The sequence below is a fragment of the Rhizobium sp. C4 genome (assembly GCF_021026315.1).
Taxonomy (GTDB): domain Bacteria; phylum Pseudomonadota; class Alphaproteobacteria; order Rhizobiales; family Rhizobiaceae; genus Ensifer_A.
Map to the genome: position 1 here is coordinate 177,452 of NZ_JAJNCX010000011.1, position 21,805 is coordinate 199,256.

A 21,805-nucleotide genomic window follows, 5' to 3' on the forward strand; every position below is an offset into this window, starting at 1 on the left:
GTTACAAGACGGTCCAAAAGTGGTGGCCGGTTCGCCCGTCATCGATCCAGCCAGGCATGCGAGCCGGTCCGTGCCTTTTCAAATGCTTCGATCTGCTCCAGATAGGTGAATGTCATCTCGATCTCGTCGAGCCCGCGTAAGATGCAGTCGCGCGCAAAATCGTTCATGACGATGGGATGCCGTCCGAGATCAGCCGGCAGGATGAGTTCGCTGGTCGCCAGATCGACCGTGACTTCCGCATCGGGAAACGCTGCCAGATGTTGCGCCAGACGCTGGCAATCGGCTTCAGGCAGACGCACGGGGACGAGACCGTTCTTCAGCGCATTGTTGTAGAAGATGTCGCCGAAGCTGGGGCCGATCAAAGCGCGGATCCCGTGGTCGACCAGCGCATAGACCGCGCCCTCACGCGACGAACCGCAGCCGAAATTGTCTTCTACCAGCAGGATCGTCGCGGCCGCGGCGGCGGGCCGGTTCAAGGGAAAGGCCGGGTCGAGTTCGCCGGTCTCCGACCTGCGAATGTCGTGGAAAAGAAACTGGCCGTATCCCTGCGCGCGGTCTGCCTTGATGAACCGACCGGGAATGATCTGGTCGGTGTCGCAATTCACGCCGGGAATTGTGACAACCGTAGAGGTCTCGCGTGTAAAAGCCTTCATGTCAGCGCCTCCCTCAAATCCGCCTGACATCGGTCAGACGACCGGTAATGGCGGCGGCCGCCGCCATGGCCGGGCTGACCAGATGGGTGCGCGCGCCCGGACCCTGACGCCCGACGAAGTTACGGTTGGAGGTGGAGGCGCAGCGTTCGCCGGGATTGACGAAATCGCCATTGAGCGCGGCGCACATCGAACAGCCGGAATCGCGCCATTCAAACCCGGCTTCCTGGAAGGTGCGGGCAAGCCCTTCCGCCTCGGCCTGCGCCTTAACCTCGGTCGAACCTGGAACGATGATTGCTGGCACGACCGACTTGCGGCCCTTCAGGATCGCGGCGGCGCTGCGCAGGTCCTCGATGCGGCTGTTGGTGCAGGAGCCGATGAAGACGCGGTCGATCTTCAGCCCATCGAGCGGTGTTCCGGGCGCGAGATCCATATATTCCAGTGAGCGTGCCGCCGCCTTGCGCTTCTCCTCGCCTTCAAAGGAGGCCGGCTCCGGAACGCGGCCATCGATGGCCACCGCATCTTCCGGGCTGGTCCCCCATGTCACCATCGGCGCGATTTTGCTGCCGTCGATATGAACTTCCCGTTCGAATTCCGCATCTGCATCGCTCGGGACCTCTCGCCATTGGCTGAGCGCCACATCCCATTCCTGTTCCGAGGGCGCGAAGGTTCTGCCGCGCACGTAGTCAAAGGTGATCTCGTCGGGCGCGACCATGCCGAGCCGTGCGGCGGCCTCGATGGACATGTTGCAGAGCGTCAGGCGCGCCTCGATGGACATGTTGCGCACGGCCTGCCCTGCGAATTCGATCGCATGACCGCCGGCTCCGCCCGCACCGATCGTGCCGATCAGATAGAGCATCACGTCCTTGGCGGTAATACCCTGCGGCAGCACGCCATCGATCGTCACCCGCATGGTTTTCGGCCTGACCTGCCAGAGCGTCTGGGTCGCCAGAACATGCGCATTTTCGGATTGGCCGATTCCAAACGCGATGGCGCCGAGCGCGCCTTGCGTGGAGGTGTGGCTGTCGGAACAGACGATGGTGAGACCAGGCAGGGTGATACCCTGTTCGGGTGCCACGACATGGACGATGCCCTGTTCGCGTGACTTGAGCCCGAAATGGCGAAGGCCGCCCCACTCCATGTTGGCATCGAATGTTTCGATCATCGTTGCAATCGCCGGGCTCGCCGCATCGGCAAGCGCCCGACCGCGTGTCGGCACATAGTGGTCCGCGACACCAAAAATCTGCTTCGGCCGACGCGGCATCAGCCCGCGGCGTTTCAGGTCGGCAAAGGCATGAAAGCTGCCTTCGTGAATCATGTCACGATCGATATAGAGCAGAGACGGACCCGAAGGATGCCGAAGGATCTCATGCGCATCCCAGATCTTGCCCAACATGGTGCGCGGTGCTGACGCTTGCGCCATATCCCAACCTCGAAAAATCGAACTGCTGTAAGAAGAGCCAGGGCATGGCTTTTGCCGTGGCTGCTGTCTTTTTCACGTCGTCTATGCGGCGCTCGAGTCTTGTCCAACAAAGGCCGCGGCAATCTCACCGACGGGAGCGGCCCAGACGCCGTCATGCGAGAGCATGTAATCCAGCGCTTCCCGGAGATATTCGACGCGATACGGCATGCCGGAGACCCAGCTATGCAGCGGCAGGCTCATCACCCGGCCGCCATAATCCGCGGTTTCCCGATAAAGGACGTCAAAGCGATCCTTCACCTGCTGCACCCAGTCGGCCTCAGACTGGAAATATTCATCCGCGACGACCCGGTCATCGGTCTCATAAGCCATCGGCATGGCAAGCAATTCGCCGTTTGCCGTGCTCATCCGATAAGGAAGGTCGTCATTGGCCCAGTCGAGGCAGAACCGCACGCCGTTCTGCGCCAGAATATCCGGCGTGTTGAACCCCTGCGCCCGGCCGGGGGAAAGCCAGCCTTCAACGCTCTGGCCACTTTCCTTCCGCAGGAGCGCCAGCGCCTCCGACACAATCTGGTCCTCCGCCTCCGGCTCCAGCCCGGAGTGATGGACCTTGCCCATGTCGAGTCCATGGGCGATCACTTCGTGCCCGCCGGCCACGACCGCCTTCAACACGGCGGGATAACGCTGCGCGATGATGCCGTTGATGGCGAAACTCGTTCGGAGGCCCTTCTCGCTCAGCAATCTCAGAACACGAAAGATTCCAACGCGATTGCCATAGTCCCGATTGGTGTAATATCGGAAATCGGGGTAAGGCATGGACAACGCGCCGGGGGCCTTGAACGGCTTGGACGGCATATCCAGCGGGAAATGCTGGACATGGGTGACGATAGACAGGGCGATTTTCGCGCCGTTCGGCCAGACAATCGGCTCGCGCTTGAACAGATCCGACCATTCGTAACGATCATGGTCCATGCCGTAATGGCGGGCGGGATACTTCAGGTAATCGTCAGGCATCGGCATCAGATCTGCCCTCCGTTCGCCTTGTGAGACTCCATCGCTGCGGTCATGGCGTCGTAGGCGCCGGATGCGTGATACGCGGCCGCGATCTCTCGCCCCGTCGTCTGCCAGACGCCCTCATGGCCTGCGATATAGTCTATGGCTTCGGCAAAGGCGTCGATGCGATGCGGCTGGCCGACGAGATAGGGATGAAGCGGAATGCACATGACCGTCCCGCTTTCGTTCCCTTCCTTGTAAAGCTGGTCGAACTGCCGCTTGATGATTTCGCCATAATGGCGCGGCGTGACCTTCTGCGTGTTGTACACGATCACATCGTTCATCTCGAGCGAATAGGGCATCGAAATGAGGCGGCCGGACTTGACCTTGACCGGCATCGGCTGGTCGTCGTGAAACATGTCGCAGGTGTACTGGATGCCCGCTTCGGCGAGCAGATCCATGGTCCAGAAATTATTGGAAAGCGCCGGCGAGAGCCACCCGGCCAGCGTCTGCCCCGTATGCTTGCGAACCGTATCGAAGGCGTCGCGAATGATCTCGCGTTCCTGCTCCATGGTCATGTTGTAGACATAGCGGGTATTGTAGATTCCGTGCGAGAAGAATTCCCAGTCCCTGTCGCCGCAGGCCTTGATGATTTCGGGGTGATGCTCGCACAGCGCCACATTGAGCGACACGGAACCGCGGAACCCGGCACGGTCCATCGCCGCCATCATGCGCTGCCAGCCTGCACGATTGCCATAGTCGCGATGAGAATATTGCAGCACATCGGGATTGGGGCGTGCCCAAGGGGTGCGGGTCGGATTGTTCGGCGGATTGTATTCGTAGAATTCAATGTTCGGCGCGATCCAGACCGCGATCCGCTTCCCGCCGGGCCAGGTGATCTTAGGCCGGCCAGGCCAGGGTAGATAATCGTAGAGGCCGAGATCGGATTTCATCTGCGTTGCGCCGTCAGCCATCTCAGCGCGCCTCCGGAGCATAGGCCTTGTACCAGGCAATAGCATCGGCAACCGGAATCACGTCGCCGTATTTGACCGAGATGTCGTAGAGATTGGCGAAATGCGGGCTTTCATGCTTGTCCGCCACGCATTCTTCCGGAACGATCACCCGGTATCCGCGCGAGATGGCGTCGACAACGCAAGCGCGTACGCAACCCGATGTCGATCCGCCCGTGATGACAACCGTGTCGCATTGATGCCAGATCATCAGCGATTGAAGATTGGTCTCGTGAAAGGGGGAAGCCATCCGCTTGTTGATGATGATGTCCCTAACCCGGTCGATCTTAAGCCGCGGATCGAATTCCGCGCGGCGCGAGCCGACCTTGATATTTTGCAGCGAGTCCGGCGTGTTCGTGCGCGTGCCCCAGACGCCACAATCTTCGCCGGATTCCATATAGGCGACATAGGTCCAGGTAATAGGCAGGCTCTTCGCGCGTGCCAGTTCTGAGAGCGTGTTCACATATTCGAGCTGCTGTGGATCTGTCTCATAGGCGGTGACGAATTCGCCGACCGCGGTGTAGGCGCATTGCAAGTCGATATTGACGAGCATTGGCTTACGGCCAAACCCGAATTTACGCCGTGTTGGATTGGCCTTGGCGTTTTCAAAGAGCTGGCGCGCGGTGAGAGACGACGTTTCCATGACAGTGCCCTGTTTATTGTTTCAAGCAGTGCAGAGAAGCTGCGAAAAGCCCTTAAAAACAGGCTATCGCAGCGAGAGCGATTACCCATAATGTTATTACTTTATATCTTTTGTAAAGGGGGGAATTGCAAACTGCATAACGCTGTTTGGAGCGTCGCCGCCGTTTAGGGCGTTTGACCATTTGACGGAAACATGTCTTGCGTTGGTGGCGTTGCCTCAAACGCAGGTGAGATCTGGGCAATAGTCTATGGGCATGAATGCAGAAGCGTCCGCCCAATATGAACGCCGCCGCTTTGCGGCTGAGGTCACTGCGCATGCGCAATGACTCAGTTGCCGGATGAGTCGCTGCCGGTCGTCGTGCAGTCGCTTCTCGCTTTGAATATCCGCGCTATCAGGTTCTTGGCGGACGAGGCGCCCGACTTCAAATGTTATCCGCACCCCCTCCGGCAACAAACCATCAAATACGACAAACGCCGCTACAAACGGCGCAACCGGATCGAAATCATGTTCGGGCGTCTTAAAGACTGGCGGCGTGTCGCTACCCGCTACGATAGGTGCCCGATGGCCTTCCTCTCCGCCATCGCTCTCGCTGCAACCGTTATCTTCTGGCTCTGATCAACGAGTCCTGAACCTAGAAACGAGACGACGATGAAAGCGGAAATAATTTCCGCATCCGCCGGGCGGCACTCCCCGACGAAGACATCTTCGTCAAGCCGCTTGAATTTCGAAAGTGCGGGCGGTTCAGAAGCCCGCACCGCACATGATCACGAGATCACCAATGTCGTCAGCGTTGCCGAGCAATATTCCAACATCGATCTATAGCGATAACCTCTGAATGTCGATCAAGCCTGCTGCTCCTTATCCCTCGGTTCGCGGCGTGACTCTGCAAAACGTGCATACCAGTCGATCGCCTCGGGATTGCGCATTGAGCCAAAATTGACGGAGGTAGCCGCCGGATGCCCCATCAATAGCTTGCGTACCGGGATTTCCATTTTCTTGCCCGTAAGCGTGTAAGGGATATCCGGTGTTTCGATGACGACATCCGGAACATGGCGAGGACTTCTCTCCTTTTGCAACCGGCGTTTGATCTGCGAGATCAGCTTGTCATCAAGCTCCTGCTTGCCATCGAGTTTGACAAACAATGGCATGAAGTAGCCGCCGTTTTCCTCTTCAATGCAAACCACGAGGCTATCTGCAACGCCTTCGATCTGCTCAAGCGTCCGATAGATCTCAGCTGAGCCAATGCGGACACCGAACCGGTTAAGTGTCGCGTCCGATCGTCCATGAACGATGCAGCTTCCCCGCTCCGTGACGGTAATGCGGTCACCATGGCACCAGACGCCCGGATAAGTCTCAAAATAGGAGGCACGGTAGCGTTCGAAATTCTCGTCGCCCCACAAGAAAAGCGGCATGGATGGCATCGGCTTTCTGATCACAAGTTCACCGGGCACTCCTACCAACAACGCGCCGTTTTCGTCATAGGAATGCAAATCAACGCCGAGTGCGCGCGCCTGGATTTCGCCAGCGTAGACGGGCAAGACAGGCACGCCGGCGACCAGCCCCGAACAAAACTCAGTCCCCCCGGATTGTGATGTGACCCAGAGATCCGGCTTTACGTTACTGTACAGCCAAGCAAAGGTTTCAGGTGTCGCCGGTGACCCAACAAGGAAAATGTTTTCCAATCGACTGAAGTCAGCTTTTGTTTTGGGGGAGATATTCTGGGAAGCCATGAGTTGGACAGAGGTGGGACTTGTGCCTAGCGATTGCGCGCCCGTTTCGGCAGCCAATTCCCAAAGCATCCCTGCGTCGGGAAATGCGGGGTGTCCGTCGTAAAGGACGGCGGTTCCGTTCATCAACGGAGCCCACATGAGCGTGTTCCACATCATCCAACCCGTGGTTGTATAGAAGCACATCACGCCGCCGGGCTTCAAATCCAGATGGAACGCTGCGGATTTGTAATGCTCAAGCAGAATGCCGAGGTGGCCATGTAAGATCGGTTTGGGGAGTCCTGTGGTGCCGGAGGAGAACAATATCCAGAGCGGATGATCCCCCGAGACATACTCATAGCGAAAGCCCTCGGCGGAAGACGGCTGTTTCTCAACCAGCGACGGCCAGCGCAGAATCGCTCGCCCAAAGTCTGGCAGGGCCTCCGTTATCTCAAGATAGTCCAACCAGATTACTGTTTCGACACTCTCCAACGCGCTGACTATGGACTTAATCTGCTCGGTCCGGCCGAAATCCTTGCCTCCATAGCGATAGCCGTCTGCGACGAAAAGTATCTTTGGCCCGGTTTGGGTAAATCGGTCGATGACTGTGCTAGCACCGAATTCTGGTGCAGCAGTTGACCAAACGGCTCCAATAGCTGCCGTCGCCAGCATCGCTAGCACTGTTTCTGGAATATTGGGCATGTAGGCTGCCACCCGATCCCCGGGCTTCACACCGAGAGCACGCAACTTCGTCGCGATTTCATGCACATCGCGAACGACCTCGGCCCAACTCATGGCTTGCAGGGGGCGTAGTTCGGATTTGTGCAGCAGGAAGGGCCGGTCAGGGTCTCCATCTTCGGCACAGCGTAAGACATGCTCAGTGTAATTTACCCGTGCGCCAGGAAACCATTTGGCCCCCGGCATGACCCGCTTCTCAAGTACAGAGCTTGTCTGCGTGATCGAGTGTATTTCGAAATAATCCCAAATGATCTGCCAAAACGCTTCGATCTCAGTAGCAGACCACGACCAGAGTTCCTCATAGGTCGCGAATTCAAGTTGGCGCTCAGCCTTCAGCCAATCCAAGAATTTCGAGATATTTGAACCGGCGATGTAATCATTTGAACCTGTCCAAAGAAGCTCTCCCTGTTCAGTCATGTGAGCTTGTCCTCCCTGTTTAAAAGCAGTGCGGCGAAACGGCTGATCCACTTGGATCGATAGAAAAATAGCCTTCTCAATCACCTCACCTAGACAGCGTACAATAAATCCTGTACGTCGTTCAAGGAAATTGTGGTGAAGAAGACACGGAGTACGAAATTGGGGCAGATGGAAAACAGTCCGTTGGCTCTGGCTCTGGCAGTGGAAGAGGCGGTCCAGGCCTTTGCACGCCGTAACCCCGCCAGCGCTGCCCAATTTTCAAAGGCAAGCAACGTGATGCCGGGGGGCAACACCCGGAGCGTTCTTTTCTACGCACCCTTCCCGCTTGCAATGGAGCGGGGAGATAAAGCAACTCTGTGGGATCTCGACGGACACCGCTACGACGATCTTCTCGCGGAATACACCGCCGGCATTTATGGACATTCCGACGATCTCATTCTCGACGCGATCCGAAGAGCACTGAATGACGGTCTGAATCTATCTGGCCACAATAGGCTCGAAGCCGAGCTCGCTTTCGAAATCTGTAACCGGATTCCGTCGATTGAACTTGTCCGCTTCACAAACTCTGGCACGGAAGCCAATCTTATGGCGATCGCGCTGTCGAAGGTCGCAACGGGCCGTTCCAAGATCTTGGTTTTTGATGGAGCCTATCATGGAAGCGCACTCAGTTTCACGGGTGGCGCATCGTCTCCGATCAACGTGCCGCACGACTTCATCATAAGCTGTTACAATGATGGAGAAGCTGCCATCGAACTGATCCGCAAACATCAGGCGGATTTGGCTGCCGTCCTCGTCGAGCCCATGCTTGGTGCCGGCGGATGCGTTCCAGGGGATCCAGAATTCCTATGGACCCTACGCAGGCTTACGGAAGAAGTTGGCGCTCTTCTTATTTTTGATGAAGTGATGACGTCGAGGCTCGCTTTCGGCGGAAGACAGTCGTCGCTCGGCATAAAGCCGGACCTTACAGTCATTGGGAAGTATTTTGGAGGTGGCCTTTCGTTTGGTGCCTTCGGTGGACGTGCAGATATAATGGGGCGCTTCGATCCGAGCCGAAGTGGCGCGCTGTCCCACCCCGGAACCTTCAACAACAATACCTTGACGATGGCAGCGGGATTGGCTGGCCTCCGGGGCAGGCTTTCCCAGCAGGCCCTCACAGCGCTCAACGAGCGCGGCGACACGCTGCGGAACGAACTAAACGCCGCCTTTTGCGCTGCCTCCTTCCCGATGAACGTCACAGGCCTCGGCTCGCTCATGAACGTTCACGCAATCTCAGCGACTGTTCGGAACGCAGATGATCTTGTTGGTCAGGACGAGAACCTTAAGCGGTTGTTCTTCTTCGACATGCTGGAAGAAGGAATTTATCTGGCGCGCAGAGGCTTGATCGCCTTGTCACTCCCCATTGGCAACGCGGAAACCGGACGCCTGATGGCTGCGGTCAAACGTTTCATCGATCGTCGCAAGAAGTTGCTGGTCTAAGAAAAAAGGAACATCAAAATGAAAGATAGCTTTCCATCTGTGGGTGGACCGATTCAGCTCTTTTACACGCCTGTAGGCGGCAAGCGACTTCCGACCATCTCACGCGCCGAAGGGCTCTATATGTGGGATGCCAATGGAAAACGCTACGTCGACGCCTCGTCGGGCCCGATCTGCTGCAACCTCGGACATGGAAACCGCCGCGTTATCGAGGCCGGGATTGAGCAAATGTCCAAGGTATCGTTCGCGAGCCGGAACCTTTTCGAGAACGAGCCTAACATCCAGTTGGCAGATCTTTTGGCTAAGCTCTGCGGGCCGGGCTTTGAACGCGCCTTCATTGTTTCGGGCGGTTCGGAGGCGACTGAAGGGGCCCTAAAGTTCGCGAGGCAGTACGCGGTTGTGACCGGCCAAGAGAGCCGATGGAAGGTCCTATCGAGAATGCCGAGCTACCACGGAGCATCGCTGGGGGCCGTGTCGGTAACAGGTGACCCTGAGACCGAAAGCTTGTACGGCGACGTCACGCGCATCATGCCTAAAGTTCCGGCCCCCTTTACCTACCGGCTCGAAGAAGGACAAACTGTTGAGAGTGCGTCCGAAGCAGCGGCAAAGGCCCTTGAAGACGCTATCATTGCTGAAGGATCAGAGAGCGTTCTCGCGTTTCTGATGGAACCGGTCGGTGGCCTCTCGACGGGCGCTTTGGTTGCTCACGACGTGTATTACAAACGTGTCCGCGACATCTGCACGCGTCATGGCGTGCTACTCATCTACGATGAAGTTATGAGTGGCGCAGGTCGGACAGGGAAGTTCCTCTCCGCGGAACATTGGCCGGTCGCCAAGCCCGACATCTGCACGCTCGCAAAGGGAGTTTCCGCCGGATATACGCCCCTCGGCGTCATCATGGTGAGCGCCGCAATGACGGATGTGCTTCGCAACGCGGGCGGTTTCGTTCACGGTCATACCTATTCGGCAAACCCGCTGTCGTGCGCGATTGGCCACGCTGCATTGATGGAACTTGTCGAGGGAAATCTGATGAGCAATGCCGCAGAGATGGGTGAACTTCTAAAGTCGGAATTGACTTCGCTCATGAACCGTTGCGATTTCATCGGCGACGTCAGAGGCAAAGGATTGCTGACCGCCATCGAAGTCGTTTCGGACAAGGAGCGAAAGTCTGTTTTCGCGGCTGGAGAACCTTCGGTAGGCCGTCTGGTACAGCTTGGGATCGAACGAGGTATCCTTCTATACACCCGCCGAACCGCCAATGGACGCTATGGTGAATGGCTCATGATCTCTCCCCCTCTCACCGTTAACCCGGGTCAGATCAATGAGATTGTCGGTCTCCTGGAAGAAACATTCGCCGCGTTTAAAGCCGAAAAAACTGGCACGGCATGACCTCTTCCGTAAATGCCTCTCTTGAAAAGCCACGCCGACCGTCCATCGGGATGATCGGCGTGGGTGCCTTCGGCATGTTCGCCGTCAAGCATCTGAGCGCGCACTTTCGCGTCGTCGGTTTCGATCCGTTCGCGGACCTTCAGCCGCTTGAGGCCCGTTATGGCATTTGCTCTGCCTGCTTACCTGAAGCAGCAAGTTGCGACTTTGTGGTGCTATCTATGCCTGTGAAAGAGCTAGCAAACGTTGTCCAGAATATTCGGCCATATCTGCGAGCGGGTAGCGTGGTGCTTGACGTTTGCTCGGTCAAATGCGGACCGGCGGCAATTCTGAAAGGGTTGCCGAGCCATGTCCAGGTCGTTGGTACACATCCCCTCTTTGGGCCTCAGAGCGGCAAGAATGGGATCGAAGGTTTGCCAATTGCAATCGTACCGATCCGTGGTACGGCTTACCGAATCGTCGCGGCATTCCTTCGAGCGCAGCTCAAACTCAGAGTGGAAATCACGACTGCGGAAAATCACGATCGGCAAATGGCCCAGGTGCAAGGACTGACCCATCTGATCTCGCGGATTCTGCTCTCCATGCCTTTGTCTCCTGCATCAATGACCACAACGGCTTTCGATCATCTAAAAGCGATGACCGAGCTCCTTTGCCGTGACTCCGACGAGCTGTTTCACGCGATCTGCGCTGAAAACCCGTATGTCAAGGACGTCATTCGCCGTTTCCTAGACATGTCGAGAAATGTTGGAGGCCGTTTTTGCGGCGACAGTGAAGAGGAGCTACTGCAATCCAAGGCACCAAAAAGAACTAATCTTCAACCTTCCTGCTCAGAATGACCTCAAGACCGGCAACGAAGGAATCGATAAAGAGATTGAAACCGCGATCCAACGGGGCCGCAGCGCCGTTCTGCCACCGTAATACAAAGCTTCGATTGGCAAGACGTTCGATGTTCCGCGCTAGCAGGGGGTGAGTTTCTTCATTGACTGATGCGACAACCTTTTGCATTCCGACGGCCCACTCGGTGGCTTCTTCTTTCGGAACCATTGCAAATTCCTGTGTCGTGAACCCCACCATTGTCCCGATCACGGCATTGTATGCTGCATCCAACCGCTCCGCGGGGCAACCTGCCTGCGTCAGCACAGTCAGAATGCGTTCAATCATATCGAGGTCGACACTCGAATTGGATATAAGTTGCACCCCGATTAGCGGTGCCACGTTGGGATGCTTGCGAACAGCTTCGCGATAGTTATGGAACAGGGCTTTCAACCACCGCTTCCAGTCTGGTCCAAGAGGGGGAGCAATATCTCGCAGGACTTCAGAGATCACTTCGGCGATAACCGCGTTCCGGCTTGGGATGTGCCAATAGATGGCAGTCGGATAAACGCCAAGCTCCTTCGCAAGATTTCGCATGCTGAAGTTTTCAAGTTCTGACCCGTCGATAAGCTTCAATGCCGCCGCGACTATTGCCTCTCTGGTAAGGCCCTGTTGATCCGCCTCCGGCTTCAATTTGCGCGGCGCGCGCCGTTGGCGACCTACGACAGCCTGATTCATATTCAGTACTCCAATATCTTAATCCCGCCGCGCAACTGCGTGGCGAACTAGGCAGCCAAGGCCGGTACATTGGCCGGCGATGGTTCCATCATTGTGTGTCAGCCTAAGTGCAGCGAGTCCCTGGCTCAAGTATCCCAAGGAAGGAGGATGGATACAAGCTTTATTGTACAGCGTTAGGATCCCGCGTCGGAAGCAGCAGGAAAAGCAAAATGGGTTGAGTTACGGGACCACCCTCGCCCCGGCGTTTAACGTCCAAACCGCCGCCGCTCCTGTGGCACAATCAGGCGGCCGTTGCGCAGGACAAGCTGTAAGGACGAGAGGTTAATCCGCGAAACCGGCAAAGATCCACGCCCCATGAAATTCGCTACCATTTATTGTACGCTGTTATTGTACATTGATAAACCATGAGCTAGCTTCTGAAAGCTGACAAGCTGTTAAAGGAGTTGTTGATGCCTGAAAGTCGCGGACCCTCCATAACTTCGCCCTCAGAAGCCGATTTGGCGGCTCGCGCTAATGACCTGGCGGATCGCATCGCGCCGAAGGTCATTCAATGGCGTCGCGAAATACACGCAAATCCTGAACTGGCATGCCACGAGCATCAAACCAGCGCGATGGTCGCCGAGCATTTGCGCTCGATCGGGCTTGATGAGGTTCGCACAGGCTTGGGCGGTGGAACCGGCGTCATCGGCGTTCTACGCGGATCGGAGCCCGGTCCCGTTATTGCTCTTCGGGCGGACCTGGACGCACTTCCAATTCGTGAAGAAACCGGACTGCCGTTCGCTTCAACCGTGACCGCGCCATGGGGCGATATCGATGTGCCCGTCATGCACGCTTGTGGACACGATGCCCATACCGCCATGCTAATGGGAGCTGCTGAAGTACTTGGCTGCCTACGAGAGGATATAAAAGGCACCATTCTATTCATATTCCAGCCTGCGGAAGAAGGCCCCCCGCCCGGTTGGCAGGGACCGCACGGCGCGAAGTTGATGATTGCGGAAGGGGCATTAAGCAACCCGAAACCGGATGCAATGTTCGGAATTCATGTCGTCGGTGGACGCCCCCCGGGAACCGCAGGGGACATCCATTATCACGTCGGTGCCGGCGGCTACGCAATGCGTCAGTTCAAGATCATCATCGAGGGAAAGGGGGGGCACGCGTCCATGCCCTGGCGCACTGTTGATCCTCTTGTGATCGGCGCACAGATTCTGCTCGGCCTTCAGACGATCATAAGCAGAAGGACCGACGTTTATCAAAACCAGGCGACACTTTCGATTGGGAGTTTCCGCGGCGGAGATAAGTTCAACGTCATTCCAGATTTCGCGGTCATGGAGGGAGCACTGCGCGTCACCCAGGCTGATAGCCTACCCGAAATGGAACGTCTGCTGAGCGCGACAGTGGAGGGAATTGCTGGCTCCGGGGGAGCCATCGGCCGGGTTGTTTGGGGCCATTACGACCCTCAGCTAATCAATGATGTGGAACTTTGTTCAATTGCGGCTGCCAGTTTCGGGCGTGCGGTGAATGCAGGCGGAAAGGTGATTGTTGCGCCTCCGTTTGCTCTCGACGACTTCTCGCAATTCTCGCACCACGTACCCTCGCTGTTCTTTACCATCGATGTCCCTCCGGAGCCTGGTCAGAACGTGATCTCGGGGGACCACCACACGTCAACCTTCTTTGTAAACGAGTCCGCTTTGGTGGTTGGAGTCCGCGCGTTCGTCCAACTCAGCCTCGACACCCTAAAAAATCTACCCGGCACAAAGGAGAGCCCGGACACAGTAGATCATGGCGCAGGTTAACGGCTGGGCGGCAGTTACAAATTCAAAGCATCTCAAAAAAGGAGAAGGGGAATATGACAACAACACAAATGAAATCGGAAGGCCTTGCCAGCAAAGCTGCAAGCCCGGCTAAGACAATCATAGCGGTCTCCATCGGCAACGCCTTAGAATGGTTTGACATTGTTATCTATGGCTTCATGGCGGTGACAATCTCGCGGCTATTCTTTCCTGATGGGGACAGCACTGTTTCGCTGCTCCTCACCCTTGGCACATTCGGCGTCTCGTTCTTCATGAGGCCGCTTGGCGCGATCGTCCTCGGCGCATATGCCGATCGGGCTGGACGGAAAAAAGCTCTCACGCTATCAATTACCCTCATGACACTGGGGACTCTGATTATCGCGATCAGTCCATCCTATGGCACGATCGGGCTCGCAGCCCCACTTCTCGTGCTCATTGCGCGACTCATTCAGGGATTTTCCGCCGGCGGCGAATTCGGGAGTGCGACCGCGCTTTTGTCTGAACAGGATCCAGATCGACGTGGATTCTATGCCAGCTGGCAGTCAGCAAGCCAAGGTATCACGACAGTACTTGCGTCTGGTTTCGGCGTTGCGCTCAACGCACTCTTGACGCCCGACCAGTTGATGAACTGGGGATGGCGCATTCCATTTTTCTTCGGGCTTCTCGTCGGTCCAATTGCCATCTATATCCGGAGGGAGCTGGAAGAAGGTGAAGAATTCCAGACCGAAAAAGCATCGCCGAGCCCGATCCTTGAGACGCTTGTTACCCATCGGGGACGAATAATCACTGCTATTGGATTGATCGTCCTTGGGACAACGATATCCTATGCCAGCTTGTTCACACCGACATTCGCGATCAGACAGCTCAAACTTCCCGCAACTGCCGGGTTCACTGCGTCCTTAATTCTCGGCGTGCTGCAATTTTTTCTATCGCCGCTGTTCGGGATGCTCTCTGATCGTATGCGCAGAACACGCATCATGACCATCGCAGCCGGCAGCATTCTTGTTGCGGTACTGCCTCTCTACACCTTGCTTGCAGCGTATCCCACAACGGTCACGCTTTACTTGGTTCAGATCGTTCTAGCGGTCGGAGTGTCGGCGTACTTCGGGCCTTTGTCTTCACTGATGGCAGAAATCTTCCCAGCCCGGATTCGAGGCACCGGTTTGTCTGTTGGATATTCGTTCGGTGTAGCAATCTTTGGTGGTTTCGCCCCGTTTATTATCGCATGGTTGTTAAGCACGACAGGATCGCTACTTGCTCCCGGCTTCTATGTCGCCGCTGCCGCTCTCCTCAGCCTAATAGCCCTTCGTTATTCGGAACGATATTTGTAATCGGGCGATATGAAAATAATTGCGGCCGAGCAATCGGGGAGAGGCGGGCCGCAAAGGAGCAAGGTGCTATCTGCACCACAAGTTGATCACAGTTATCCTCCGCGTTGAAGCGGGTATGATGAACTTCATGACAGACCACGGTCATCTGATCGTTCACCGTGGTCGCCTACGCACGGCACAACTGCTATCTTTCCGCTCTCCAAGGGCGGAAAGATAGAGTGATTAGAGAGCCGTAAATTCAACAGGAAACAGTAGGCATTCCCCCTCTGACACCAGAGACTGAAAGTCGCGGTCCGGCCATCTGCCCCGGCGAGCAGCTCACGAACATGTTGTGTGACGCCCACGTGCTCCCAATGTCCGGTCCCAACTCGGTGCCCCGGCTAGACCACGCCGCCATCGGGCGGTCACAAGAGGCAATGTCAGCAATGGAATCGACATGGCCATCTACTAGCTTAGTGGCGGACCATCAAAGGCTTCTCGGGTCCTCCGGAAATGCGCCATGGCGATTTGCAGGTGTACCCACTGTGCACAAATCATGGTCCGCTGATTGGACTTGGGGTCTTGGGTGACCAGGTCAGGCAAGAGGTCGTCGAAGCACCCTACCAACACACGGTTGACCAACCGACATGCAGGTCAGGCAGCTGCAGATATGCGGCGCTTAGCTTTGCATAAAGCTGCCTGCAGATGAGACCGGTCGGTTGGTGTCTAGCACCCCAGAGTCACTAAACGAAACCGCTTTTAAAGCGGCCTCTTGCCAGCCCTCTACATTCATTGTACAACGTTATTGTACGGCGTTATAAAACTAAGGGGAACCTCTATGAAACGCATGCTAATCTGCCTCGCCATGTCTACGGCTCTGACCGTTCCAGCGTCGGCGCAGGACGTCAAACTTGGCCTTCTTCTCGGCTTCACAGGTCCGCTCGAGTCGGTCGCGCCGGACATGGCGGCCGGCGCTGAACTCGCGATCAAGGAAGTCAACGACAGCGGGCTATTCCTCAACGGGAGTAAGATCACGACGATCCGCGCGGACTCCACGTGCGTGGACGCTGGCGCAGCAACAGCCGCAGCGGAGCGGCTCGTTTCGTCAGATAAGGTCAGCGCAATCATTGGCGACACGTGTTCGGGAGCATCGGCCGCGGTCCTGACCAACGTTGCTTTGCCGAAGGGCGTTGTCATGGTTTCACCATCCGCAACGTCGCCTGCTCTGTCCACTCTGAAGAGTAACGGCTTCTTCTACCGAACTGCATCCTCCGATGCGCGGCAGGGCGAAATTCTTGCGGCAATTATGAAGGATCACGGAGTAAAGACTGCCGCGATCACCTACACCAACAACGATTACGGCAAGGGTCTTTCCGACAGCATCAAGACCAATTTTGAAAAACTTGGCGGCAAAGTTACAATCGTTGCCTCTCATGAGGACGGAAAGGCCGACTACAGTGCCGAAGTAGCTTCTCTCGCTTCAGCCGGTGGCGACGTTCTCGTCGTGGCAGGATATCTTGACCAAGGTGGCAAGGGAATCGTTCGCGCATCACTGGATGCCGGTGCGTTCGATAAGTTTGTTCTGCCGGATGGCATGATCGGTGACAGCCTCGTGAAGGCGATCGGTAAGGATTTGAACGGTTCGTTCGGTGATATCCCTGGCTCGAACTCAAACGGCGCGGAAATCTTCAAGGCCATGGTGACCAAGGCCGGCTTCAAGGTTGGCCCCTACTCTGCAGAATCCTACGACGCGGCGGCTCTCACCCTCCTGGCGATGCAGGCATCGAAGTCCAGCGAAGGCAGTGTTTTCAAGAACAAAATAATGGAAGTTGCAAACGGCCCGGGCGAACAGATCCTTCCCGGGGAGCTGGCGAAGGGATTGAAGATCCTCGCTGAAGGCGGAAAGATCGACTACGTTGGTGCAACCAATGTCAAGCTCGTGCCGCCTGGCGAAAGCGCAGGCAATTTCCGGGAAATTCTCGTCAAGGACGGCGCACTGACTACAGTCGGTTATCGCTAATTCCTTCAGGCTGACGGTTCGTCTTTCGAAGGGCGGACCGTCCCATTTACGAGAGTGACCAAAGATGATCACAGTTGAGAGACTGTGTAAGCGCTTCGGCGGCCTCGTCGCCGTGAACGACGTATCGCTTACGATTCAGTCTGGTAAGATAACGGGACTTATCGGGCCGAATGGCGCTGGCAAATCCACGCTCTTTAACCTTATTGCTGGCCGCTATCAGCCAACATCAGGCCGCGTGCTGCTCGACGGGGCCGATATTACCGGCATGCCGCCGCATGAGCTGTTTGCTCGCGGACTGCTTCGCACATTTCAAATCGCGCACGAATTCTCGACACTGACGGTTCGAGAGAATTTGATGGTCGTTGCTCCTCGGCATCCGGGCGAGCGTCTCTTCAATGTTTGGCTGCGTCCTGGGCTGGTGCGGCAGTTCGACCATGAAATTCGGCAAAAAGCCGATGAAGTTCTCGAGTTCCTCAAGCTTGACCACATTGCTCACCTTCCGGCGGGTAACATTTCAGGCGGACAGAAAAAGCTTCTCGAATTGGGCCGCACGATGATGGCGGAGCCGAAGATCGTGTTTCTGGATGAAGTCGGTGCAGGCGTGAACAGGACGCTGCTCTATGAAATCGGCGATGCCATTATTCGGCTGAATAAGGAGCGCGGCTACACGTTCTGCCTTGTCGAACATGACATGGATTTCATTGCCCAGCTCTGCGATCCCGTCATTGTGATGGCAGGTGGTGCCGTGATGGCAGAAGGTACCGTTGCTGAGGTCAAATCCAATCAAGACGTCATCGAAGCTTATCTTGGTCACGGCCCGAAACAGAAAAGGCAGGTTAAGTGATGGCTTTCCTCGCGGGAACTGAAATGACGGGTGGATACGGTGCAATCGATATCTTGCGATCCTGCTCGATCAGCGCCGAAAAAGGTCAGGTCACTGTGATCGTCGGCCCGAATGGTGCGGGAAAATCAACTGCCATGAAAGCGTTGTTCGGAATGCTGCCGGTTCGGTCTGGTTCGGTTCAGCTCGATGGCGAAGACATCACGGCGCTAACTCCCCAACGTCGCGTTGAGAAAGGAATGAGCTTCGTTCCCCAGGTCCTGAACGTCTTTCCGTCGATGACTGTGCTCGAAAACCTGGAGATGGGAGGGTACCTCCGTAAGGACGATATTCGGGGAACCATCGAGGAGGTGCTGGAGCTGTTCCCTGCCCTCCAACCAAAGCGACGCCAACTCGCCGGGGAGTTGTCAGGAGGACAACGTCAGCAGGTCGCGGTTGGCCGCGCCATGATGACCCGACCAAAAGTTCTGATGCTTGACGAGCCTACAGCAGGCGTATCTCCCATCGTCATGGATGAACTTTTCGATCGGATCATCGAGGTTGCCCGCACCGGCATCGCGGTCCTTATGGTCGAACAAAATGCGAAACCTGCTCTTGAGATCGCCGACGTCGGCTATGTCCTCGTCCAGGGGGAGAACAAATTCACAGATACCGGTTCAGCGCTTCTCGCCAACGATGAAGTGCGTATGACATTCTTGGGAGGCTGAGACGTGCAGGATTACGCAAATGCCTTCGTCCTATTGCTCAACTATGTGGTCGTCCCGGCAACCACGTATGGCTGCCAGCTTGCACTGGGAGCCCTTGGGGTCAGTCTGATCTTTAGTGTGCTGAGATTTTCTAACTTCGCGCATGGCGAATTGATGTCCTTCGGCACCATGATCACCCTTTTGGTCACGTGGTGGCTCCAGGCACATGGGCTCACGATACAGCCGCTGGCGACCGCGCTTCTCGCGCTACCTGCGGGCGTTTTAGTGACGGTATTGCTGTCTTTGGCGACTGACCGTTTCGTCTATCGCTACTATCGTATCAAACGCTCGGATCCCATCGTTCTTCTAATCGTTTCGATCGGCGTCATGCTGGTTATGAGCGGGCTCGTCCGTTTCATCATCGGGACCGATGATCGCACCCTTGATGATGGCGTGCGGTTTGTCATCTCGGCAAAGCAATTTCGGGACCTGACAGGATTGCAGGAAGGGCTTGCAATCAGAGCAACGCAGATCATCACAATCGCTCTCGCAGCCGTCAGTGTCGGCCTTCTGTTCTGGTTTCTACGCCACACAAAAACGGGCAAAGCGATGCGTGCGTTTGCTGACAACGAAGATCTTGCTGGCTTGTCGGGCATCAGCGCTCAACGCGTCGTGACAATCACGTGGGTGGTTGCTGCTACGCTGGCGACCTTGGCTGGCGTTCTTTATGGGCTCGACAAGAGTTTCCGGCCATTCGTCTACCAGCAGCTTGTTCTGCCGATCTTTGCCGCCGCAATTGTTGGCGGTTTCGGAAATCCGGTCGGCGCTATAGTCGGTGGGTTTATTGTAGCATTTTCCGAGGTCGCCTTGACCTATTCGTTCAAGCGCTTCTTCAGCTATGTACTCCCCGCGGACTGGCTACCGGATGGTCTCTATCAACTGATTTCCACGGACTACAAATATGCCGTCTCGTTCGTCATCCTCGTTGTGGTTCTGATCGTCCGACCCTCTGGCTTTCTCAACACGAGGTCTTCATGAGCATCTCCGGCAAGAACTTCATGCTTTTTGCGGCCGTGGCAGCAGTTCTCTGCGTCATCGCTGCCGTCCAAAGCGTCGCCGTTGCGGTGACAATCGTTAATCTTTGCCTCGTCTCCGCCGTTATGTCCCTTGGTCTCAACATACAATGGGGCTATGCGGGACTCCCCAATCTCGGCGTGATGGGGTTCGCCGCTCTCGGCGGGCTGGCGGTGGTCCTGGTTTCCGCGCCCGGCGTGCCGGCGGCAATCGCCGCTGGCGGACCCGGGCTTATTGCCTCCTTTGTCGTTGTCGTTGTCACGGTAGCAGCCGTCGTCGGAATTCGGAGACTAACCTCCCTTTCAAGAGCGACAAGGGTCGCAGCAGTCATTGCTGTTCTCGCGCTCGGGTATCTCATTTTGGGGCGATACTTCGGTCCTGCCAAGAACCTAATCGAAGCGATTGATCCATCGGCAACAGGCTACCTTGGCGGTCTTGGGTTACCTGTTCTTCTCTCATGGCCGGTCGGTGCACTTTTTGCAGCCGCGGCGGCGTGGCTAGTGGGCAAGATCGCACTCGGACTTCGCGGGGACTATCTGGCGATCGCCAGCCTCGGAATCTCGGAGATCATCATCGCCGTTCTCAAGAACGAGGATTGGCTAAGCCGCGGCGTCAAGAATGTCGTCGGCCTGCCGCGACCGCTTCCCGACGAACTCGGCCTTGCAGGCACCCCTTGGCTCCAATCGCTCGCGATCCAGTTTGGGATATCGCCACCCGATGCTGCTGCCCTTGTCGTTAAGCTGGGCTATTCCGCACTCTTCATGCTCGTGCTCGCCTTTCTGCTTTTGCTATCGGAAAAGGCGCTCCATTCTCCCTGGGGTCGCATGATTTATGCGGTTCGCGACAACGAAATTGCCGCAAGCGCGATGGGGAAAGATGTCAAGAACCTGCATCTGATCGTCTTCGTGATCGGCGCGGCAGTTATAGGTCTCGCCGGAGCTATGCTGGTAACTCTGGACGGCCAGTTCACACCTGGAACCTACCAGCCTTTGCGTTTCACCTTCCTAATCTGGGTGATGGTGATCGTCGGCGGTTCAGGCAACAACTGGGGAGCGGTCCTCGGAGCGTTGATCATATGGACATGCTGGATTGAAGCCGACCCAATTGGAACATGGCTCATTCAACACTCTATCGGATGGCTCCCCTCAGGCAACGCAATGCGCGAACAACTTACGGCCAATGCTTCGCAGATGCGCCTCATCGTCATGGGTGTAATTCTACTGGTGACGTTGCGCTTCAAGCCTGGAGGGCTAATCCCAGAACGCCATTGATCGTTAAATCTCGGCCGCCCCCGAAGCGAAAGCGAGACGTGTAGGCGTGCGGATATCGCGGGTGGCGTCGTGGAGGACGAGATCTTGGAGATGGACGAGCTCGTCGTCGATCCACACCGAGGCGCAGGCGTCGCCGAAATTTTCCCGCTCGAGGAAGCCGTTTCCAACCAACGAATGAGCGCTCCGCTCGTCCACACACGTGAGCGCAATGTCGGCGTCAAACGTCGGCCGCATCATTACCTGGGGCAGATTTGGCGGCGAGGATTTGTGCATAAGGGAGTTTATCTGAATGCGAATGGGCATGGTTGCGCTGCCTTGTTACGCTCTTGAAGGGACTTGAACCGCCGACGCGTCGTTTGCCGATACGGCTGCGCCAAATTCAACGTCGAGACCGCTACTTGCTCTCGGAAATGGTTGCTAGGGCCGGTAGCCGAACGGCGGGTTTGGTGTCAAAACGTTGCTGAAGCGGATATTGATACGCGTCACTCAGGGATTGGTTTTTGCCTGAGAGGCAATCAGATGATCGATCAGGGCACGCAGGCGTAACGACTTCCCACCTGAAGACGGCCAGACGAGAAAGAATTCTCCCGTGTCGTGAATATCGTCCTCCAATATCCGGACAAGTCTGCCGGTCTCAAGGTCGTCCCTCAAAATGAAGTCGGGGAGCCAGGCGATGCCCAAACCGGCGAGCGCTGCGCTGCGTGTAAGCATCCGGCGAAGGCCGCGGTTCAGGCCGCCTGAGCACTCAACGTGTGGGGTGTCCAGTTCCAGGGAAGGAGTTGCTCTAGCCTGCCGATCGGCGTGTCGGCAATGTTGGCGAGAACGT

The 21,805-nt window shown here is 56.5% G+C and carries 19 protein-coding genes and 2 pseudogenes; 12 read left to right on the plus strand and 9 right to left on the minus strand.

Going from position 1 to position 21,805, the window contains the following annotated elements:
- Positions 1–38: 38 nt before the first annotated feature.
- From leuD to LQK84_RS18680, 5 genes are all read right to left on the minus strand, one after another.
- Entirely contained in the window at positions 39–653 is a 615-nt protein-coding gene (leuD, locus tag LQK84_RS18660) for a 3-isopropylmalate dehydratase small subunit (protein WP_230830242.1), read from the minus strand.
- Positions 654–666: 13 nt separating this feature from the next.
- The gene (gene leuC / locus LQK84_RS18665; RefSeq protein ID WP_230830243.1) at positions 667–2,073 is read right to left on the minus strand and encodes a 3-isopropylmalate dehydratase large subunit; all 1,407 of its coding nucleotides are present in this window, start codon (positions 2,071–2,073) and stop codon (positions 667–669) included.
- An 81-nt stretch (positions 2,074–2,154) separates the two neighbouring features.
- The gene (locus LQK84_RS18670; protein ID WP_230830244.1) at positions 2,155–3,090 is read right to left on the minus strand and encodes a polysaccharide deacetylase family protein; all 936 of its coding nucleotides are present in this window, start codon (positions 3,088–3,090) and stop codon (positions 2,155–2,157) included.
- Complete coding sequence (locus LQK84_RS18675; RefSeq protein ID WP_230830245.1) at positions 3,090–4,037, minus strand: polysaccharide deacetylase family protein; 948 nt, start codon at positions 4,035–4,037, stop codon at positions 3,090–3,092. The genes LQK84_RS18670 and LQK84_RS18675 overlap by 1 nt, the downstream gene beginning before the upstream one ends.
- A gap of 1 nt (position 4,038) precedes the next feature.
- Entirely contained in the window at positions 4,039–4,716 is a 678-nt protein-coding gene (locus LQK84_RS18680; protein ID WP_230830246.1) for an isochorismatase family protein, read from the minus strand.
- 444 nt (positions 4,717–5,160) lie between these two features.
- On the opposite strand from LQK84_RS18680, the pseudogene LQK84_RS18685 reads away from it, so the two are divergent.
- Both LQK84_RS18685 and LQK84_RS18690 read left to right on the plus strand, forming a co-directional pair.
- Positions 5,161–5,331: pseudogene (locus LQK84_RS18685) on the plus strand (transposase); the annotation flags it as partial.
- 33 nt (positions 5,332–5,364) lie between these two features.
- Positions 5,365–5,538, plus strand: coding sequence for a hypothetical protein (locus LQK84_RS18690; protein WP_230830247.1), 174 nt, complete (start codon positions 5,365–5,367; stop codon positions 5,536–5,538).
- A 20-nt stretch (positions 5,539–5,558) separates the two neighbouring features.
- Here LQK84_RS18690 and LQK84_RS18695 read toward each other — a convergent pair whose 3' ends face one another.
- Positions 5,559–7,577: an acetoacetate--CoA ligase gene (locus LQK84_RS18695; protein ID WP_230830248.1), complete on the minus strand. Its 2,019-nt coding sequence runs from the start codon at positions 7,575–7,577 to the stop codon at positions 5,559–5,561.
- 135 nt (positions 7,578–7,712) lie between these two features.
- Here LQK84_RS18695 and LQK84_RS18700 point away from each other — a divergent pair, with 135 nt between their 5' ends.
- From LQK84_RS18700 to LQK84_RS18710, 3 genes are read left to right on the plus strand one after another with little or no spacing between them, the layout of a single operon-like run.
- The gene (locus tag LQK84_RS18700) at positions 7,713–9,053 is read left to right on the plus strand and encodes an aspartate aminotransferase family protein (RefSeq protein ID WP_230830249.1); all 1,341 of its coding nucleotides are present in this window, start codon (positions 7,713–7,715) and stop codon (positions 9,051–9,053) included.
- An 18-nt stretch (positions 9,054–9,071) separates the two neighbouring features.
- Positions 9,072–10,439, plus strand: a complete 1,368-nt coding sequence (locus LQK84_RS18705; protein WP_230830250.1) for an aminotransferase family protein — start codon at positions 9,072–9,074, stop codon at positions 10,437–10,439.
- Positions 10,436–11,272: a prephenate dehydrogenase/arogenate dehydrogenase family protein gene (locus LQK84_RS18710; RefSeq protein WP_230830251.1), complete on the plus strand. Its 837-nt coding sequence runs from the start codon at positions 10,436–10,438 to the stop codon at positions 11,270–11,272. The genes LQK84_RS18705 and LQK84_RS18710 overlap by 4 nt, the downstream gene beginning before the upstream one ends.
- Here LQK84_RS18710 and LQK84_RS18715 read toward each other — a convergent pair.
- The gene (locus LQK84_RS18715) at positions 11,244–11,987 is read right to left on the minus strand and encodes a TetR/AcrR family transcriptional regulator (protein WP_230830252.1); all 744 of its coding nucleotides are present in this window, start codon (positions 11,985–11,987) and stop codon (positions 11,244–11,246) included. The two genes, LQK84_RS18710 and LQK84_RS18715, sit on opposite strands and share 29 nt — an antisense overlap.
- A gap of 449 nt (positions 11,988–12,436) precedes the next feature.
- Here LQK84_RS18715 and LQK84_RS18720 point away from each other — a divergent pair, with 449 nt between their 5' ends.
- From LQK84_RS18720 to LQK84_RS18750, 7 genes are all read left to right on the plus strand, one after another.
- Entirely contained in the window at positions 12,437–13,780 is a 1,344-nt protein-coding gene (locus LQK84_RS18720) for a M20 metallopeptidase family protein (RefSeq protein WP_230830253.1), read from the plus strand.
- A gap of 53 nt (positions 13,781–13,833) precedes the next feature.
- Positions 13,834–15,108, plus strand: a complete 1,275-nt coding sequence (locus LQK84_RS18725) for an MFS transporter (RefSeq protein WP_230830254.1) — start codon at positions 13,834–13,836, stop codon at positions 15,106–15,108.
- Between the two features lie 817 nt (positions 15,109–15,925).
- A complete protein-coding gene (locus tag LQK84_RS18730) occupies positions 15,926–17,107 on the plus strand; it encodes an ABC transporter substrate-binding protein (protein ID WP_230830255.1) in 1,182 nt (393 codons plus the stop codon).
- Between the two features lie 64 nt (positions 17,108–17,171).
- On the plus strand, positions 17,172–17,951 hold the full coding sequence (locus tag LQK84_RS18735) for an ABC transporter ATP-binding protein (RefSeq protein WP_230830256.1): 780 nt from the start codon (positions 17,172–17,174) through the stop codon (positions 17,949–17,951).
- Positions 17,951–18,655: an ABC transporter ATP-binding protein gene (locus tag LQK84_RS18740; protein WP_230830257.1), complete on the plus strand. Its 705-nt coding sequence runs from the start codon at positions 17,951–17,953 to the stop codon at positions 18,653–18,655. The genes LQK84_RS18735 and LQK84_RS18740 overlap by 1 nt, the downstream gene beginning before the upstream one ends.
- Before the next feature lie 3 nt (positions 18,656–18,658).
- Positions 18,659–19,672 carry a branched-chain amino acid ABC transporter permease gene (locus tag LQK84_RS18745; protein WP_230830258.1) on the plus strand — a complete coding sequence of 338 codons (1,014 nt, stop codon included), beginning with the start codon at positions 18,659–18,661 and terminating at the stop codon, positions 19,670–19,672.
- On the plus strand, positions 19,669–20,979 hold the full coding sequence (locus LQK84_RS18750) for a branched-chain amino acid ABC transporter permease (RefSeq protein ID WP_230830259.1): 1,311 nt from the start codon (positions 19,669–19,671) through the stop codon (positions 20,977–20,979). Before LQK84_RS18745 ends, LQK84_RS18750 begins: the two co-directional genes overlap by 4 nt.
- A 39-nt stretch (positions 20,980–21,018) precedes the next feature.
- Here LQK84_RS18750 and LQK84_RS18755 read toward each other — a convergent pair.
- A pseudogene (locus LQK84_RS18755) lies at positions 21,019–21,252 on the minus strand (RHE_PE00001 family protein); the annotation flags it as partial.
- A 213-nt stretch (positions 21,253–21,465) separates the two neighbouring features.
- Positions 21,466–21,690: a LysR substrate-binding domain-containing protein gene (locus LQK84_RS18760; protein WP_230830260.1), complete on the minus strand. Its 225-nt coding sequence runs from the start codon at positions 21,688–21,690 to the stop codon at positions 21,466–21,468.
- Between the last annotated feature and the right edge of the window lie 115 nt (positions 21,691–21,805).

Bases quoted from the DNA above. Each gene is read 5' to 3' on its own strand.
- LQK84_RS18675 (WP_230830245.1), bottom strand. From the start codon at position 4,037: ATGGCTGACGGCGCAACGCAGATGAAATCCGATCTCGGCCTCTACGAT.
- LQK84_RS18710 (WP_230830251.1), top strand. From the start codon at position 10,436: ATGACCTCTTCCGTAAATGCCTCTCTTGAAAAGCCACGCCGACCGTCC.
- LQK84_RS18715 (WP_230830252.1), bottom strand. From the start codon at position 11,987: ATGAATCAGGCTGTCGTAGGTCGCCAACGGCGCGCGCCGCGCAAATTG.
- LQK84_RS18760 (WP_230830260.1), bottom strand. From the start codon at position 21,690: ATGCTTACACGCAGCGCAGCGCTCGCCGGTTTGGGCATCGCCTGGCTC.
- LQK84_RS18670 (WP_230830244.1), bottom strand. From the start codon at position 3,090: ATGCCGATGCCTGACGATTACCTGAAGTATCCCGCCCGCCATTACGGC.
- LQK84_RS18730 (WP_230830255.1), top strand. From the start codon at position 15,926: ATGAAACGCATGCTAATCTGCCTCGCCATGTCTACGGCTCTGACCGTT.
- LQK84_RS18750 (WP_230830259.1), top strand. From the start codon at position 19,669: ATGAGCATCTCCGGCAAGAACTTCATGCTTTTTGCGGCCGTGGCAGCA.
- LQK84_RS18690 (WP_230830247.1), top strand. From the start codon at position 5,365: ATGAAAGCGGAAATAATTTCCGCATCCGCCGGGCGGCACTCCCCGACG.
- LQK84_RS18735 (WP_230830256.1), top strand. From the start codon at position 17,172: ATGATCACAGTTGAGAGACTGTGTAAGCGCTTCGGCGGCCTCGTCGCC.
- LQK84_RS18725 (WP_230830254.1), top strand. From the start codon at position 13,834: ATGACAACAACACAAATGAAATCGGAAGGCCTTGCCAGCAAAGCTGCA.
- LQK84_RS18720 (WP_230830253.1), top strand. From the start codon at position 12,437: ATGCCTGAAAGTCGCGGACCCTCCATAACTTCGCCCTCAGAAGCCGAT.
- LQK84_RS18680 (WP_230830246.1), bottom strand. From the start codon at position 4,716: ATGGAAACGTCGTCTCTCACCGCGCGCCAGCTCTTTGAAAACGCCAAG.
- leuC (WP_230830243.1), bottom strand. From the start codon at position 2,073: ATGGCGCAAGCGTCAGCACCGCGCACCATGTTGGGCAAGATCTGGGAT.
- LQK84_RS18695 (WP_230830248.1), bottom strand. From the start codon at position 7,577: ATGACTGAACAGGGAGAGCTTCTTTGGACAGGTTCAAATGATTACATC.
- LQK84_RS18740 (WP_230830257.1), top strand. From the start codon at position 17,951: ATGGCTTTCCTCGCGGGAACTGAAATGACGGGTGGATACGGTGCAATC.
- leuD (WP_230830242.1), bottom strand. From the start codon at position 653: ATGAAGGCTTTTACACGCGAGACCTCTACGGTTGTCACAATTCCCGGC.
- LQK84_RS18705 (WP_230830250.1), top strand. From the start codon at position 9,072: ATGAAAGATAGCTTTCCATCTGTGGGTGGACCGATTCAGCTCTTTTAC.